The organism is Novosphingobium sp., assembly GCF_039595395.1.
Classification (GTDB): domain Bacteria; phylum Pseudomonadota; class Alphaproteobacteria; order Sphingomonadales; family Sphingomonadaceae; genus Novosphingobium.
The window spans coordinates 1590189-1605351 of the sequence record NZ_JBCNLP010000001.1 but is presented as its reverse complement, the minus strand read 5'-3'; the positions used below and the strand labels follow the sequence as shown (position 1 = coordinate 1605351).

The following is a 15163-nucleotide window of genomic DNA, read 5'->3' as shown; positions in this document are numbered from 1 at the left end:
ATCTTGAAAGAAGATCGCAATAATCCATCACATTGCCGCAGAAGCGGTCGCCTAATGCGTCAAATCGTTGCTAGCGCTTGCGCGCAACCATTCCGCGCCCAAACCAACCCCAAGGAGGCTTCATGCTCAGAACATCCCTGCTCGGCTGTGGTGCCGTCGGCATGCTGGTGGCTGCCCCGGCCAAAGCCCAGAGCACGGCAGAGCCCGCGGCAGAAGCCCCCATCCCCGACACGATCGCCGCGATGATCCATGCCGCCGCCGACACCGGCAATGCGGTCACGCTGAAAACCGTCGCCGATCTGGCCAAGAAGACCAACCCCAATTCGGCCAAGGCCATCGAGGCCATGGCCAATGGTCTGCAGAAAGAGGCCGACGACAAGCAGATCGCCAAGGTCCGCACCCAGAAGCCATGGCAGGGCTGGAAGGGACAGGGCCAGGCGGGCATCACCGCGACCAGCGGCACCACCGACACCACCGGCGTCTCGCTGGGGCTCAATCTGGTGCGCAACGGGATCAAATGGCGCCATACGGTGATCGCCTCGGCCAATTACGCCCGGCAGAACCGCGTCACCACCGCCAATCAGCATGCCGTCAGCTATCAGATCGACTACAAGTTCAACGACCGCTTCTTCGTGATGGGGCTGGCCAGTTGGGAAGGCGACCGCTTCTCCGGCTTCGAGCGGCGCTTCAGCGAGACGCTGGGCGCGGGCTATACCGCGATCAAGACGCCGACCATGACGCTCAACCTCACCGCCGGCCCCGCCTTGCGCCAGACGCGCTATGTGCCGGGCTTTCAGATCACCGGCTTTGGCGATGATCGCTTCGCGGCGCGCGGGGGGCTCGATTATAGCTGGACGATCCGCCCCGGCGTGGTCTTCACCGAAAACGCCACCTATTACGGGCAGACCGGCAACAGCACGGTGACGGCCAACACCGCCCTGACGATGAAGGTGTTCGGCAGGCTGTCGGTGCAGGCCGGTTTCCTGCTCGACCATGAAACGCAGCCGCCTGTCGGGCTGGACAAGACCAACACCACCTCGCGCCTGACGCTGGTCTATGGTTTCTGAAGGCCTGCCGGATCAGTGGATGAAGAACTCGACCGGCACGACCAGTTCGAGCGTCTCGCCCGGCCGGTCCTCGGGTGGCTTGGGCAAAGGCTGGGCGCGTCTGGGCAGGCTCAGTGCCTCGCGATCGAGGTCGGGCACGCCGCTTGAGCGCTCCAGACTGGCCGAGAGCACCTTGCCCTGCCGGTCCATCACGAAGCGGATATAGGGCACGCCCTGCTGGCGCCGGGCCATGGCGCCCGCCGGATAGTGCCGCTTTTTGCTGAGTTGCATCAGCACGCGGCCTTCCCATGTGTCGGGGCCGGTGCTGGCGATGCGCGGCGCGGGCGGGGCCGGAGCGGTCTTGGGCGCGGCCGCCTCGGGCTCTTTGGGAGCGGGATCGACCGGTTTGGGGGCGATCACCGGCACCGGCGCGACGATCGGCGAGATCGAGACCTTCATTGGCGGCAGCGGCTCGGTCTTGAGCGGCTGCTGCACCGCCTCCTTCTTCTCGACAGGCTTGGGCTCCTCCTTCGCCCTGGGCGGCGTTTCGGGCGGAGAGGCTGCGGTTTCGGTGTTCATCACCGTCAGCGCCTGAGGCGGCGCGGGCCTGACGAAAGACACCGAGATCGAAACCAGCAGCCCCCCTGCCACCACGCCATAGATCGCCAGCGTGGCGCCAAGGCTTTTCCAGCGGCTGCCCGCCGCGCCATAGTGGCGTCGCGTGGGCGGGGTGTAGAAGATGGTCTGAGCCTCCTCGGGCCTGGCCACAAGCAGGGTTGGCTCGGAGCGTTGCGGCAGCGCCAATTGCAGTCCGGTGGAGGAACGGATCATGCCTGTGTCTCTCGCATCATGGACCGGTTCGCTGTGAGGCAAGCAGGTGAGTCGCAAGGGGTCATCATGATCGCTCCATACAGTCTGAGCCGGGCGAGGTCGATTTTCATGAGACCGCCTCGCATTAGCCTTTTAGACATCAGACGTTTGAGCGGCCCGGATTTTCAGGACATTCTTCAGCCATGGCGCCGATGGAGCGGCTCCGCCCGGCTCAACCGACACATTTTCAACGATGAACCGGTCGTGAGGCAGGGGCGGCTTCAGGCAGCAGCGCGCAAGATTATTTCCATCGGGCGCAACCTCCTGCTGGTGTGAGCCCGCCTGCTTCGTTATCATCTCTCCCCATGAAGGCGGTGGGAACAGACACGCGCTTTGAAGAAACACAAGTCCCGCAGCCAATGCGGGACGTTTGGGAGTATCCTCATGACCGTCTCACCTCATCCGGAGACAGTGGTCCGCGCCGCCCCTGCGGTTGACGCCTATCTGCCCGGCTTCGGCAATCATCTGGCGACCGAGGCCGTGCCCGGCGCTCTGCCGGTGGGCCGCAATTCGCCCCAGCATGTGCCCTATGGCCTGTTTGCCGAGCAGCTTTCGGGCACCGCCTTCACCGCGCCGCGCATGGAGAACAAGCGCTCATGGCTCTATCGCCTGCGCCCCACCGCGCAGCATCCGCCCTTCGTGCCCTATGCGCGCGACAGCCTGATCCGCGCCAATCCCTATGACACCGCCCCGCCCAGCCCCAACCGCCTGCGCTGGGATCCGCAGCCGATCCCGACCGAGCCGGTCGACTTTGTCGATGGCCTGACGACCTATTGCGGCAATGGTGATGTCGGCACCGGGGTTGGCGTCAGCGTCCATCTCTATACCTGCAACGCCTCGATGCAGGGGCGGGCCTTCTTCAGCGCGGATGGCGAATGGCTGATCGTGCCTCAGCAGGGCCGCCTGCTGATCGTCACCGAACTGGGTCGCATCACCGTGGAGCCAGAGCAGATCGCGGTGGTCCCGCGCGGGGTGCGCTTCCGGGTGGAGTTGCTTGACGGGCCCGCGCGCGGCTATGTCTGCGAGAACCATGGGGCCATCTTCCGCCTGCCCGATCTGGGGCCCATCGGTTCCAACGGCCTTGCCAATCCGCGCGATTTCGAAACGCCGCTGGCGTGGTTCGAGGATAGCGACGAACCTGTCGAGGTGGTGCAGAAGTTCCAGGGTCATCTCTGGCAGTCGACGCTCGATCACTCGCCCTTCGATGTGGTGGCATGGCACGGCAATCTGGCGCCCTATCGCTATGATCTCACGCGCTTCAACACGATCAACACTGTCAGCTTCGACCATCCCGACCCGTCGATCTTCACCGTGCTGACCTCGCCCACCGCGCATGCCGGCACGGCCAATTGCGACTTCGTGATCTTCCCCCCACGCTGGATGGTCGCCGAGGACACCTTCCGCCCGCCATGGTTCCACCGCAATGTGATGAGCGAGTTCATGGGCCTGATCCATGGCGCTTACGATGCCAAGGCGGGCGGTTTCGCGCCGGGCGGAGCCTCGCTGCACAACCAGATGTCGGGCCACGGACCCGATCAGGCCAGCCATGAGGCGGCGGTGAAGGCCAAGCTCGCCCCGCATCGCATCGAGAACACCATGGCCTTCATGTTCGAGAGTTGCCACGTCTTCCGCCCCACTCGTTTCGCCATGGAAACACCGCTGATGCAGCTCGATTACGACGACTGCTGGGCCGGTTTCCAGAAGGCTCAAGTCCCCCTTTCAGGAGCTGCGCAGTGACCCTGCCCCAGATCGACCACACCCATGAGCCCAGCCTGACAAGCTGGGTCGCCTCGGCCAATGGCCACGCTGAATTTCCGATCCAGAACCTGCCTCTGGGCGTGTTTTCGCCTGCGGGGAGCCAGCAGCGCATCGGCGTCGCCATTGGCGAGAGCGTGCTCGATCTGGCCGCCATCGCGGGCTTCCTGCCCGAGGAAGCACGAGGCCCGGCGGGTCAGGCGACCCTCAACGATCTCTTCGCCTTGCCGCCTCAGGATCGCAATCAGCTGCGCCAGCGCCTGTCGCAGCTTTTGAGCGACGAGGGCTATCGCAAAGACATCGAACCCGCGCTGCATGACAGCGCCTCGGTCACGTTGCATCTGCCCGCGCGGATCGGCGATTACACCGATTTCTATGTCGGCATCCATCATGCCACCAATGTCGGCAAGCTGTTCCGCCCCGACAATCCGCTGCTGCCCAACTACAAATATGTGCCGATCGGCTATCATGGCCGCGCCTCTTCGGTGCGCCCCAGCGGCGAGCCCGTGGTGCGCCCGCGCGGCCAGCGCAAGGCGCCTGACGCCGAGGTGCCGGTCTTCGAACCCAGCGCTCGCCTCGACTATGAGCTGGAGCTGGGCATCTGGGTGGCGCAGGGCAATGCCTTGGGCACCACCATCCCCATCGGGCAGGCCAGCGCGCATATCGCCGGGCTCAGCCTGCTCAACGACTGGTCGGCGCGCGATCTTCAGGCCTGGGAGTATCAGCCCCTCGGGCCGTTTCTGGCCAAGAACTTCCACACCACCATCTCGCCCTGGGTCGTGACCGCCGAGGCGCTGGCGCCTTTCCGCATCGCCCAGCCCGCCCGGCCCGAAGGCGATCCAGCGCCGCTGCCCTATCTGCTGGACAGTGCCGATCAGGCGCAGGGCGCGCTGTCGCTTTCGCTGTCAGTCTGGCTCTCCAGCGCGAAGATGCGTGAGGAAGGCCTCCCTCCGCTGCGCCTCTCGAAGGCCCGGCCAGCAACATGTACTGGACGCTGGCGCAGATCGTGGCGCATCATGCCTCGGGCGGGTGCAACCTCAATCCGGGCGATCTGCTGGGAACCGGCACGATCTCGGGGCCTACGGCAGACAGCTATGGCAGCCTGCTGGAGATCACCGAAGGCGGTAAGGCCCCCTTCACCTTGCCCACCGGCGAGACGCGCAGCTTCCTGCAGGATGGCGATGAAATCTCCATCACCGCCAGTGCTCAGGCGCCGGGCCGCGCTTCAATCGGCTTTGGCGAATGCCGCGCGGTCATTCTGGCCACGCCGGCATGATCCGGCTGCATGGTTATTGGCGGTCGGGCACGTCCTATCGCACGCGGATCGCGCTGAATCTGAAAGGGCTTGCCTATGAGCAGGTCACCCATGATCTGCGCAAGGGTGCGCATAAGGACAGCGCTTTCCTCACCCTCCAGCCGCAGGGGCTGGTCCCCGCGCTGGAGGTCGAGGGCGAGGTGCTCATCCAGTCGCCCGCCATTCTGGAGTGGCTGGAAGAGGCCCATCCCCAACCGCCCCTGCTGCCCACCGATCCTGTCGCGCGGGCACAGGTGCGGGCGATGGCGGCCATCGTGGGCTGCGATATCCATCCGGTCAACAATCTGCGCATCCTCAAATCCCTGCGCGGCGATCTGGGGGCCGATGAGGCGCAGGTCAGCGCCTGGATCGCCCGCTGGATCGCGGAAGGTTTCGCGGCGCTGGAGACGCTGATCGCCCGGCATGGCGGGGCCTATGCCTATGGCGATGCGCCCACGCTGGCCGATGCCTATCTGGTCCCGCAAGCCTATGCCGCCGAGCGTTTCGGCATCGATCTGAGTGCCTGGCCGCACCTCAACGCCGCCGTCGCCCATGCGCGCCAGCATCCCGCTTTCGCCAAGGCCGCGCCCGAAAACCAGCCCGACGCCGACATACGCCCCGTTCCTTAGGGCCAGCCCACACCATCCAGCACCAGCTTGATGCCGATGGCAATCATCAGCGCATAGATGATGGTGTAGAACCGCGCCGGATCGACGCGGCGCACCAGCACCACCCCCGCGCATGTCGCCCCCAGCGCCACCGGCATCAGCATGGCCGACGCCAGCACATTGGCCCGGCTGAACTGCCCCAGCGCGACATAGGCCGGCACCTTGATCCAGTTCATAAAGGCAAAGCAGATCGCGGTGGAGCCCACCAGCGCGTCTCGCGGCAGGCGGCGCGGCAGCACCCACATCTGAAACGGCGGAGCCCCGGCATGCGCCACCTGACTGCCAAAGCCCGAGCCGATGCCGAACAGCACGCCCAGCCAGCGCGGCGAATTGGAAGGCAGCACGGCGCCCTGCCCCCGCTCGTGCCACAGGCGCTGCAGGCCGAACAGCACGGACAATCCGCCCACCATGGCCAGCACCGCCCGCTCCGACACGCGCGCCGCGAAAAGATAGCCCAGCACCACGCCGATCATCATGCCCGGCAGCATCACCAGCAGCACGGTGCGGTCCCAGTTCTTGCGGAAGGACCAGACGCTGACGACATCCTGCACCACCAGGATCGGCAGCAGCACCGCCGCGCTCTCCACCGGCGGGTTGGCCAGCGCCATGATCGGCATGGCCAGCGCGCCCACCCCCGCAAAGCCGCCTTTCGACAGGCCGGAGAGGATCACCGCGAGAATGGCGCAGGCGACCGCCGGAGCGCTGCTGAGCATCATCAATCCTGTTCGTCAGAGGATGCGACGACAGATACGCCGCCGCATCCTCTGCATTCCGCACAGGCAGCGCAGCGTCAAGTCCGCCCGATAAGGGGTGACGAAGCTCAGCCTTTCAGCGCCCTCGGCAACACCTGGCCGAAATAGGTCAGTTCCGCCGGGGTCGCCGTGCCCACCCGCATCCAGTTGCGATAGGCATCGCCTTCGAACAACCGCACCTCGACGCTGAGCGCGGCCAGCCGCTTCTGCATCTCCACCGCAGGCATGCCGCAGTCGACATAGACGAAGGTGCCGTCCGACGGCAGATAGCGCAGCCCATTGGCCTGGCAGATGCGATAGATCTGCTCGCGACAGCCCTTCAGATAGGCGATGGCGCCAGCCAGATAGGCGCTATCGCCCAGACAGGCGGTTGCCGCCGCCAGCCCCGCCTGATTGCGCGATGTGGTGATACGGCTGTTGAGCAGGGCGATCCGCTCGGGCCGCGCCAGCGTATAGGCGATGCGAAAGCCCGCGAGCCCGTAGACCTTGGAAAAGGTGCGGGTGACAATCACATCATGCCCTTCCCTCACCAGCGCCGCCATCGACTGGCGATGCGGATCGGGGGCCAGTTCGAAATAGGCTTCGTCCACCAGTACCGGCACCTTGGTCGAAGCGGCGATGCAGAAGGCACGCAACGCTTCCGGGTCAGGGCGCACACCGGTGGGGTTGTTGGGGTTGCAGATGTAAACCAGCTTCGTGCGCGGGCCGATGGCCGCAAGCATGCCGTCCAGATCGATATGATGGTCGGCGCGCAGCTTTACCCAATCGGTCTCGATCCCCTGCCGCGCGGCATAGATGAGATGGGTGGCATAGGTCGGCTGAGGCGCCACCACCCGGCCCCCTGCGGCAATCGCCACGGTCAGCAGGGTCAGCGCATCGAGCGAGCCGCTCGACAGGGTGAGATGATCGCGTGCCAGCCCTTCCTGCTTTGCGATGATGTCGCGCAGCGGGGCCTCGCTATGCGGGTAATAGGCCGCCTCTGCCACCGACTCCACGATGGCGCGGCGCGCGGCGGGGCTCGGTCCGAAAGGGTTTTCGGTGACGCCGAGGCGGGCTTTGGCCTCACCACTATGTTCGGGCTGGGGGGCGGACAGCGCGGGGCCCGCAAGACCGGGAGCGACAAGGCTCCCGGCCATCAGGGACAGGCTGTTACGACGCGAGATCGACATCAGAACTTCACATCCACCCGGCCATAGAAGTTGCCGCCATTGGTGTCATAGGGTGCGTTGCGCGAATAGACCAGACCACGGCTGGCCTGGAAGACCGCCTTGTCGGGGTAGGTGTTGAAGATGTTCTCCGCGCCGACGCGCAGCGAAATCTTCGGGGTGAAGGCATAGGTCACCGCAGCATCGAACAGCGCGATCCCGCCAAAGCGCTGGAAGATATCGCCCGTGGCGTTGCCGCTGCTATCGGTCCACGCGCCGTAATAGCGGCCACGGCCCATCACCGTCACCTTGCCCAGCGTATAGGCGATGGAGCCGGTGGCGTTGTTCTGCGGCAGCCCCTGTTCGAACAGGATCTTCTGCGTGGCGTTGCTGGCCAACGTGCCGCGCGTCACCTTGGTCTGGGTGTAGCTGTAGGCCGCCGTGGCATCGAGTTGCCCCGGCCCGACACGATGCTTGTAGGATAGCACCAGATCGACGCCGCGCGTGCGGGTGTTGTAGTCATTGGTGAAGAAGGTGATCGAGGTGTAGTCGCCCGCCTGGGTCACCCCGCTGGCCAGCAATTGCTGACGGATCGCCGAGGTGATCGTGTAAGTCGGCGAGACGCTGAACCGGTTGTCGACCTCGATCTGATAGGCATCGAGCGAACCCGAAAGTCCAAAGGGCGTCTTCCAGATCGTGCCGAAGGAGGCGGTCTTCGAGGTTTCAGGCTTCAACGCCTTGCCACCGAAGAACTGCGCCACGCCATTGGTCGGCGACAGGCGCCCGGTGGTGTAGAGCAGCAGCGTGGTGGTATCGAGGCCCTGCGTGGTGCTGGTCGAATTAAGCTGCGCCGGGGTCGGCGCCTTGAAGCCGGTGGACCACGAACCGCGCACGGCGATGGCCGGGGTCAGCTCGTAACGGGTGGCCAGCTTGTAGTTGAAGGTGTTGCCGAAGCTGGCATAGCTTTCATCGCGCAGCGCGACTTCGGCGGTCCATTTGCTGGTCAGCGGCACCTGCACATCGAGATAGCCGGCGTAGCTTTCCTGGCTCCACGAGCCGCTCTGGCCCGGCGTGAAACCGGGGAAGCCGCTGGCGCCCGCCGCCAGCCCGTAGGAGGCCGCCGGCCCCACCGCATAGGAGGCATAGTCGCCCTGACGGATGCTGTAGGTTTCCACGCGGCGCTCGGCACCGAAGGCGATGTTGATCGGCTTGGCGAAGAGCGGCGTGCTCAGGCGATAGACGCCATCGGCGTTGAGGTTGAACTCCTGCTGCACCTGACGGCCCAGATAGAAATTATGCGGGCTGTCCGCCCCCAGCGAGGCGTTGATCGAATTGTTGAGGTAGAAATTGGTGTTGTTGACGCCGTAGGAGCCACTCAGATCCCAGGTGAAATCGCCCTTGCCGGTGCTGCGCACCCCGCCCACGGCCTGCAGATCGGTGTAGCGCACGCCCTCGCTGGGGGTGAAACCGGCGGGATAGACCGTGTTCAGATTGAAGCCGGGATAGGCCGCGCTGGTGTTGTAGAGATTGCTGTTGCTCGACGGATTGCGCCAGTTGATGTCCGACCAGCCATGGCCATTGCCATAGGTGCCAAAAGCATAGGCCTCGATGCTGTCGGTGATCGGCTTGGCGGCGTCCAGCGCGAATTTCAGCGTGGTCAGGCTGGGATTGCCCCAGCGCTGCACGGGGTTGGGGATGGTCAGGTTGGGGTTGGCGGCGGCGAAGGCGATCGCATCGGGGCGCTGATTGGTGCGCGAGGTGGCATCGTTATGGGCATATTCCGCCGTCACCACCACATGGCCGCCGCCCTTCAGCGCAAAGCCCGCACGCCCGCCGAACTGGGCTGCCGCACCATCGCCATGGTAATATTGCGACCCTTGCGCATAGGCCGAAAAGCCCGGCTTGGTGTCCATGATGATGTTGATGACGCCCGCGATGGCATCGGTGCCGTATTGCGCCGAGGCGCCGTCGCGCAGCACCTCCAGCCGGTCGATGGCGAAGGTAGGGATCTGCGCCAGATCGGCGGCCTGCGCCCCCGTGCCATTGTTGAGGAAGGCCGAACGGTGGAAGCGCTTGCCGTTCACCATCACCAGCGTCATGTCCGCCGACAGCCCGTCGAGCGAGGCCGGGCGGATGAACTCGGGGCCATCCGAAGCGGGCTGCTTCTTGACCTGAAAGCCGGGCACCAATTGCGCCAGCGTTTCATGCAACTGACTGCTGACGGTGGAATTGACCGTCTTGGCCGAGAAAGTATCGATGGACGACAGGGCGGTGAAGGTCGTCTGCGCCTGCTCGCGCGTGCCGGTCACGATGATGTCGTCGCCAGCGGCGGCCACCGGCGTCTCGGGCGCACCATCACGGGCGCCAAGGATCACGGTCTTGCCGTCGTCGCTCTTGATTTCCAGACCGCTGCCCGCGATCAGGCGGCGCAGGGCGGCCTCACGCGGCATGGCGCCCTTCAATTCGACCGAGGTCACGCCAGCGATGCGTCCGCTGGGGAAGAAGATCTGCACCCCGGCCTGACGGCCATAGAGCGTCAGCGCCTTGGCCAGCGACTGGGCGGGAATGTCGAAGCTCTGCCCCGTGCCGGCGCAGGCGGGCATGGCGTGAAGAGCGGACGTGACAAGGAGAGCCGCAAAAAGCGACTTCTGGACATAACGCGCAGACATGAAGGAGACCCTTATGGTTAAGGCTGTGTTGTGGTGCGACCCGAGAGGCCCTTGCCTTCCAAGACGATTGCGCGCCGGCGCACCGCCAAGTGCCGCGAAAAATATTTTCAGTGCGTGAGAAAATAGCCACCGTCGGAGGTGGAGACACGCACCCCCAGCCCCATCGACACCGCGCGCAGAAAGGCGCTCGGGTCCGATGAGGTGAAGCGCCCGCCCACCGGAATGGCGGCCAGATCGGGATCGACGATAACGATCTTGCGCGCCAGATAGCGGTTGTATTCCTCCACCGCCGTGCCCAGCGTGGCGTCCTGAAACAGGATCTCGCCCTGCTGCCAGGCGATGGCGGTGGACATTTGCAGGGTGGTGACCGGGCGCACCACCGCATCCTGCCGCGAGAGCAGCAGGCTGTGCCCACCCTGCGCGCTCACGGCCCGAGCCTGAGCGCTGCCGCGCAGCACCATCAGGTCCAACGTATCGCCACGCAGCCTGACGTTGAACCGCCCGGCCGAGAGCTGGGCCAGCCGGTCCTCGCCATGCAGGCTGGCGACAGGGCCCGGCACCAGATCGATGGCCACCTCGCCCTGCTCCACCCACAAGGTGCGCTCGCCGGCGGAAAAGCGCCATGACAGACGCGAAAAGGTGTTGAGCGCGGCCATGCTGCCATCAGGAAGCGCAATCTTGCGGCTTTCACCCAGCGCGGTGGAGGCCGTGCTCCAGGCATAGGCGCGCGAGGCAAAGCCTCCCGCTCCGGCCAGCGCCACCGCGCCGACCATGGCCGCCACCCGCATAAAGGAGCGGCGCGGCATGGTCGCGGGTTCGGCCGCGGTCGGCAAACGCCCGGCAGCCTCCCACGCCGCCAGAACGCGGGCAAAGGCCAGAGCATGGCGCGGATCGGCCTGTCGCCAGTGCTGGAACGCCTCATCCTCCAGCGTGCCAAGCTGATGGCGCGCCAGCCAGAGCGCGGCCTGAGCGGCGACCGGGTCATCCATCGAGTCCGGCATTAACTCTGGAAAATCATCACTTTTCCGCGTCAACAGATCTCTCTTTCATGGCAAGGCACAGGTCGAGGACGATTGGGGCGCCGCAAACCGCCACATCTTTCTCGCTCGATGTAAAATAAAGTTGGCGGTGTGTGCTGCTATGAGCCCGCCACGCTGTCCCGCTCCCCGGCGTCCATCTGCCCTTGCGCGGGCGGCTCGCCATGGCGGCGCGGGGCCATGGCGCTGGTCAACAGATGGAGCGCGCGCGCCAGCCGCTTTTCCAGCGTGGAGAGGCTGACGCCCAGCTCCTCGGCAATGGCGCGCGGGGCCTGCTCCTCTAGACGGCGGCGCACAAAGACCTCGCGGCAACGTTCGGGCAGAGCGGCCAGCGCGTGCTGGAAATGGGCCAGCGCCTCGCGGTCCTCGGCGATGCGCTGCTGGTCCGGGGCGTCATCGGCCAGATCGAGATGATCGGTCTCGCTCAACTGGCGGAAATCGACGATGCGGGCGCGGCGGATGCGCTCGATCGCCATGTTGCGCATGATCCGCAGCATATAGCTTTGCGGCGAGGCGATGGCGCTCCAGCCCTCTATGGTCAGCATGCGCGCCAGCACGTCCTGCACCAGATCGCGCGCATCCTCGGTATCGCGGCACATGCGCTGGGCGGCGGCCAGCAGGCGGCCCTCACAGGGGAGGACCTCCTCGACAAACCAGCGGTCGATGGGGCGGATGACAGTCACGGCAACTCGGAGACAGGGGGATTCCGGCTCCGTTAGGCCCGCTGCGTGTCACTTCCGTGAAACCACGGTGAAAGAAGGCAAAATGGCGACGCTTCCCGATCGCTGCAAAGCCCGACGGGCCACTTACTTCGCAACCACCCTGCCGCGCACAACTTCTTCTTTGCCGTTACAGACAGCCATGCCATGAGCCTGCCCAAACCAATGGGAGTGATTATGTCTCTGCGATCCTATCTTCTGGCGGGAATGATCATGGCCTTGCCCTCGCAGGCGCTGGCCGACACGGCGGCCAAAAGCTGCATCACGCGCGAGGAAGCGCAGGATATCGTGACCTTTGCCCTGCCCACGGCGGTTCAGGCCGTCGATGGCATGTGCCGCAAGGTGATGCCGCCCCAGGCCAATTTCAGCGCGACGGCAGAGATGCTGGTCAAGCAGTATCAGCCCAGTTCCGACGCGGCATGGCCCCGCACGCGGGTAACGCTCAACAAGCTGCTGGCGCAGGGCGATGATCCGGCGAAGAATGTGCTGGCCGGTTTTCTGGCCAGCGACGATCCGACCGCGCTGCGCACCTTCGTCACCGCGATGGTGGCGGGCAAGCCGATCAAGCTGAAGGCCTGCAACGCGATCGGCCGGGTGCTGCCGCTGATCCAGCCGATGCCCGCCCAGAACATGGCCGGCCTGTTCGAATTCGTGATCGAGTCCATGACCGAAGAGAAGGAAGGCAAGAAGCCCAGCCCCTTCACCATCTGCCCGGCGCCAAACGCCGGGCAATAGGCTTTACACGTTATCCTCCGGATGAGGCCCCGCCTCGCCGGAGGGTGAGCCGATCCACTGCACCTGCTGAGGCGTGCTGCCCAGCTCGATGCCCGCCGCGGGCAGTTGCGAGAGCAGGTTGAACCAGATCTCGCTGCGCGTGCCATAGACCAGGCGCGGCGAGCTGACGAAGGCAAAGCCGTTGAAATTGACCCGCCCGTCGGCAATCTTGTCGATGAAGAGGCTGGGCTTGGGGTCATCCAGCACGGCGCTCTGGTCGGCATAGATCGCCATCACGATGCTGCGCACCTGCTCCACATCGCTGCCCAGCGGCACCGAGAACTGCAACTGGATGCGCCCCAGCGGATCGGCCAGCGTCTTGTTGACGATGCTCTTGGTGATCAGCTCGGAATTGGGGACGATCAGGGTCGAGCGGTCCGCGATCTGGATTTCCGTGGCGCGCACGCTGATGCGTTTGACGTCGCCCTCCTGATCGCCGATCTTCACCCAGTCGCCGATCTTCACCGGGCGCTCCGCCAGCAGGATCAGGCCCGAGACGAAGTTCTGCGTGATCGCCTGAAGACCAAAACCGATGCCGACCGACAGGGCCGAGAGCAGCAGCGCGATCCGCTCCACCCCGATGCCCAGCGAGGCAAAAGTCCACAACACCACCAGGATCAGCCCGGTGTAGCGCACCACCATGGCAATGGAATTCTGCGCGCCCGAATCCAGATCGGTGGCGGGCAGATAGCGCCCCGTCAGCCAGCGCTGCAGCCCGCGCACCATGAACAGCCCGACCGCCAGCACCGCCAGAGCGCGCAGGATCGCGCCGGGCGAAATCGTGACCGACCCGATGGTGACGCCCTGAGCGATCTGGCCAAGCTGGTCGAAAATGCTCGACACATTCGAGCCAAAGGGCCGCGACACCATGCCGATCGCCAGCAGGATCAGCAGCACCCGTAGCACAGCGGACAGGGCCACGCCGAACTGGTCGATCAGGCTGCGGCGGATGCCGAACCCCTGCGAGAAGGTGTCGGCCAGCCGCCCTTCGCGATCGAAGATGGTGTTGCAGATGTCATCCACCGCGATCAGCAGCAGATAGAGCGCCGAGGCGACCAAAGCCGTCCACACCATGAAGCGCGTCAGGAACAAGGCAAAGACGATATAGCCGCTCAGCAGCGAGATCACCGAAAGGATCAGCACACCCCATGCGGCCAGCGACAGGAAGGCCATCACCGATTGCTCGCCGCTCTCCTCCGCCTCACTCTGGCCGCTCTGGGCACGCACGCTGTGGGCATGAGAGCGGGCACGGGCGCCGCTCACCAGAATGCCCATCACCAGCGCGATGTAGATCAGCGCGGTCGCCGCATCGACGGCGGCCTGCAGCGGGCCGCTTGCCCCCATGCCGTCGCGCACCACGATCATCAGCGTGCAGACCATCGTCACCGCCGCAGCCGCAAAGGTGAGCGGGCGCAGCCGATGCGCGGAATCGTCGGAAATGGAGATCAGCCGCCACGAGGGCTGGCGCCGCTGCAGGAGCGCGCCGCCCAGCGCGAAAATCAGCGCGGCGATCATGCTGGCCATCTGGAAGCGGCTGCTCTGCTGGTCCCATGCAGGCGCCAGCATGTCCCCGGCGCGCAGCCCCGCCAGAGCGGCCGCCACCGCCAGCGTGGGCAGCAGCGTGCCCACCACCGCCAGCCATAAGGCCAGCGTCGAGCGGCGGATACGGCTGCCCGGCACACGCTCGATCACATAGCGACGCCCTGCCGCGCGCAGGGAGAGGCGCGCCGGGCCGATCAGCACGAAAGCCACCAGCAGACCCAGCACGGCGGCGGGCATGCCGCCGCTCTTCATGCCTTGCAGGATCGCATGGGCCTCGGCGGAGAGGAAGCCGGAGAAACGGCGGCTGTCACGCGGCACGGAGCGGATCAGCGGCCCCCAGAACTGCCCGCTGAGCGGCGAGGCCACCCGCTGCGACATCTGTTCGGAAAAGGCATCGGCCTGATTTTGCGCGATTTCGGTGTTGAGCTGATCAGCCTCGGTGGCCAGCAGCTTGCCGCGCTTGATCGCGGAATCCACCGTTGAGCGCTGCTGCGCCAGCAATTTGCGCTGGGCCTGAATGTCGGGCGCCTCGACCACGCCGGGGGTGACCGGGCCAAGCTGCGCCACCCGCGCATCGACGAGCTGGAGCTGCGTCTGCAAGGCCTCGACCTGATCGTTCGCCGTCTGCTTCACGGCGGCGGCGCGATCTTTCAGCGCCTGCGCCTGACTGGCCCCGGCCCTGCCGTTCAGCGCGGCATCGATCGCCTGATATTCCGTGGCAGCCTGATCCAGCGCCTGGGTCGAGGCGAGGATCGGATCGGTATCCTGAGCAAGGGCCGGCACCGCCAGCATAAGGGCGAGAAGAAAAGTGATCAGGCGCATCATGGCGGCCTTCCTAACGGCTCCATGCCGCTCTGCCCAGCCTTTCAGGCGCTTGCGAAAGCCTCACAGC

Annotated in this window: 11 protein-coding genes and 1 pseudogene; 5 read left to right on the top strand and 7 right to left on the bottom strand. The window is 65.5% G+C overall.

Going from position 1 to position 15163, the window contains the following annotated elements:
- Positions 1–122: 122 nt before the first annotated feature.
- Positions 123–1067 carry a DUF481 domain-containing protein gene (locus tag ABDW49_RS07545; protein ID WP_343610877.1) on the top strand — a complete coding sequence of 315 codons (945 nt, stop codon included), beginning with the start codon at positions 123–125 and terminating at the stop codon, positions 1065–1067.
- 12 nt (positions 1068–1079) lie between these two features.
- On the opposite strand, the gene ABDW49_RS07540 is transcribed toward ABDW49_RS07545, so the two are convergent.
- Complete coding sequence (locus ABDW49_RS07540) at positions 1080–1877, bottom strand: TonB family protein (RefSeq protein ID WP_343610875.1); 798 nt, start codon at positions 1875–1877, stop codon at positions 1080–1082.
- Between the two features lie 423 nt (positions 1878–2300).
- Between ABDW49_RS07540 and hmgA the strand changes: the two genes are divergently transcribed.
- From hmgA to maiA, 3 genes and pseudogenes are all read left to right on the top strand, one after another.
- Positions 2301–3653, top strand: coding sequence for a homogentisate 1,2-dioxygenase (gene hmgA / locus ABDW49_RS07535; RefSeq protein ID WP_343610873.1), 1353 nt, complete (start codon positions 2301–2303; stop codon positions 3651–3653).
- Positions 3650–4947 (top strand): annotated as a pseudogene (fahA, locus tag ABDW49_RS07530) (fumarylacetoacetase). Before hmgA ends, fahA begins: the two are co-directional and overlap by 4 nt.
- Positions 4944–5594, top strand: a complete 651-nt coding sequence (gene maiA, locus ABDW49_RS07525) for a maleylacetoacetate isomerase (protein ID WP_343610872.1) — start codon at positions 4944–4946, stop codon at positions 5592–5594. Before fahA ends, maiA begins: the two are co-directional and overlap by 4 nt.
- On the opposite strand, the gene ABDW49_RS07520 is transcribed toward maiA, so the two are convergent.
- The 5 genes from ABDW49_RS07520 to ABDW49_RS07500 all read right to left on the bottom strand — a co-directional run bounded on the left by ABDW49_RS07520 (position 5591) and on the right by ABDW49_RS07500 (position 11919).
- On the bottom strand, positions 5591–6346 hold the full coding sequence (locus ABDW49_RS07520) for a sulfite exporter TauE/SafE family protein (protein ID WP_343614202.1): 756 nt from the start codon (positions 6344–6346) through the stop codon (positions 5591–5593). The two genes, maiA and ABDW49_RS07520, sit on opposite strands and share 4 nt — an antisense overlap.
- Positions 6347–6453: 107 nt before the next feature.
- The gene (locus ABDW49_RS07515) at positions 6454–7554 is read right to left on the bottom strand and encodes a histidinol-phosphate transaminase (RefSeq protein WP_343610870.1); all 1101 of its coding nucleotides are present in this window, start codon (positions 7552–7554) and stop codon (positions 6454–6456) included.
- Complete coding sequence (locus tag ABDW49_RS07510) at positions 7554–10199, bottom strand: TonB-dependent receptor (RefSeq protein WP_343610868.1); 2646 nt, start codon at positions 10197–10199, stop codon at positions 7554–7556. The genes ABDW49_RS07515 and ABDW49_RS07510 overlap by 1 nt, the downstream gene beginning before the upstream one ends.
- Positions 10200–10306: 107 nt before the next feature.
- Positions 10307–11188, bottom strand: coding sequence for a FecR domain-containing protein (locus ABDW49_RS07505; protein WP_343610867.1), 882 nt, complete (start codon positions 11186–11188; stop codon positions 10307–10309).
- A gap of 149 nt (positions 11189–11337) precedes the next feature.
- Positions 11338–11919: an RNA polymerase sigma factor gene (locus ABDW49_RS07500; RefSeq protein ID WP_343610865.1), complete on the bottom strand. Its 582-nt coding sequence runs from the start codon at positions 11917–11919 to the stop codon at positions 11338–11340.
- Positions 11920–12168: 249 nt separating this feature from the next.
- Here ABDW49_RS07500 and ABDW49_RS07495 point away from each other — a divergent pair, with 249 nt between their 5' ends.
- Positions 12169–12690 (top strand): hypothetical protein, encoded by a 522-nt coding sequence (locus ABDW49_RS07495; protein WP_343610864.1) that lies wholly within the window; start codon positions 12169–12171, stop codon positions 12688–12690.
- Positions 12691–12693: 3 nt separating this feature from the next.
- On the opposite strand, the gene ABDW49_RS07490 is transcribed toward ABDW49_RS07495, so the two are convergent.
- A complete protein-coding gene (locus tag ABDW49_RS07490) occupies positions 12694–15096 on the bottom strand; it encodes a DUF3772 domain-containing protein (RefSeq protein WP_343610863.1) in 2403 nt (800 codons plus the stop codon).
- Between the last annotated feature and the right edge of the window lie 67 nt (positions 15097–15163).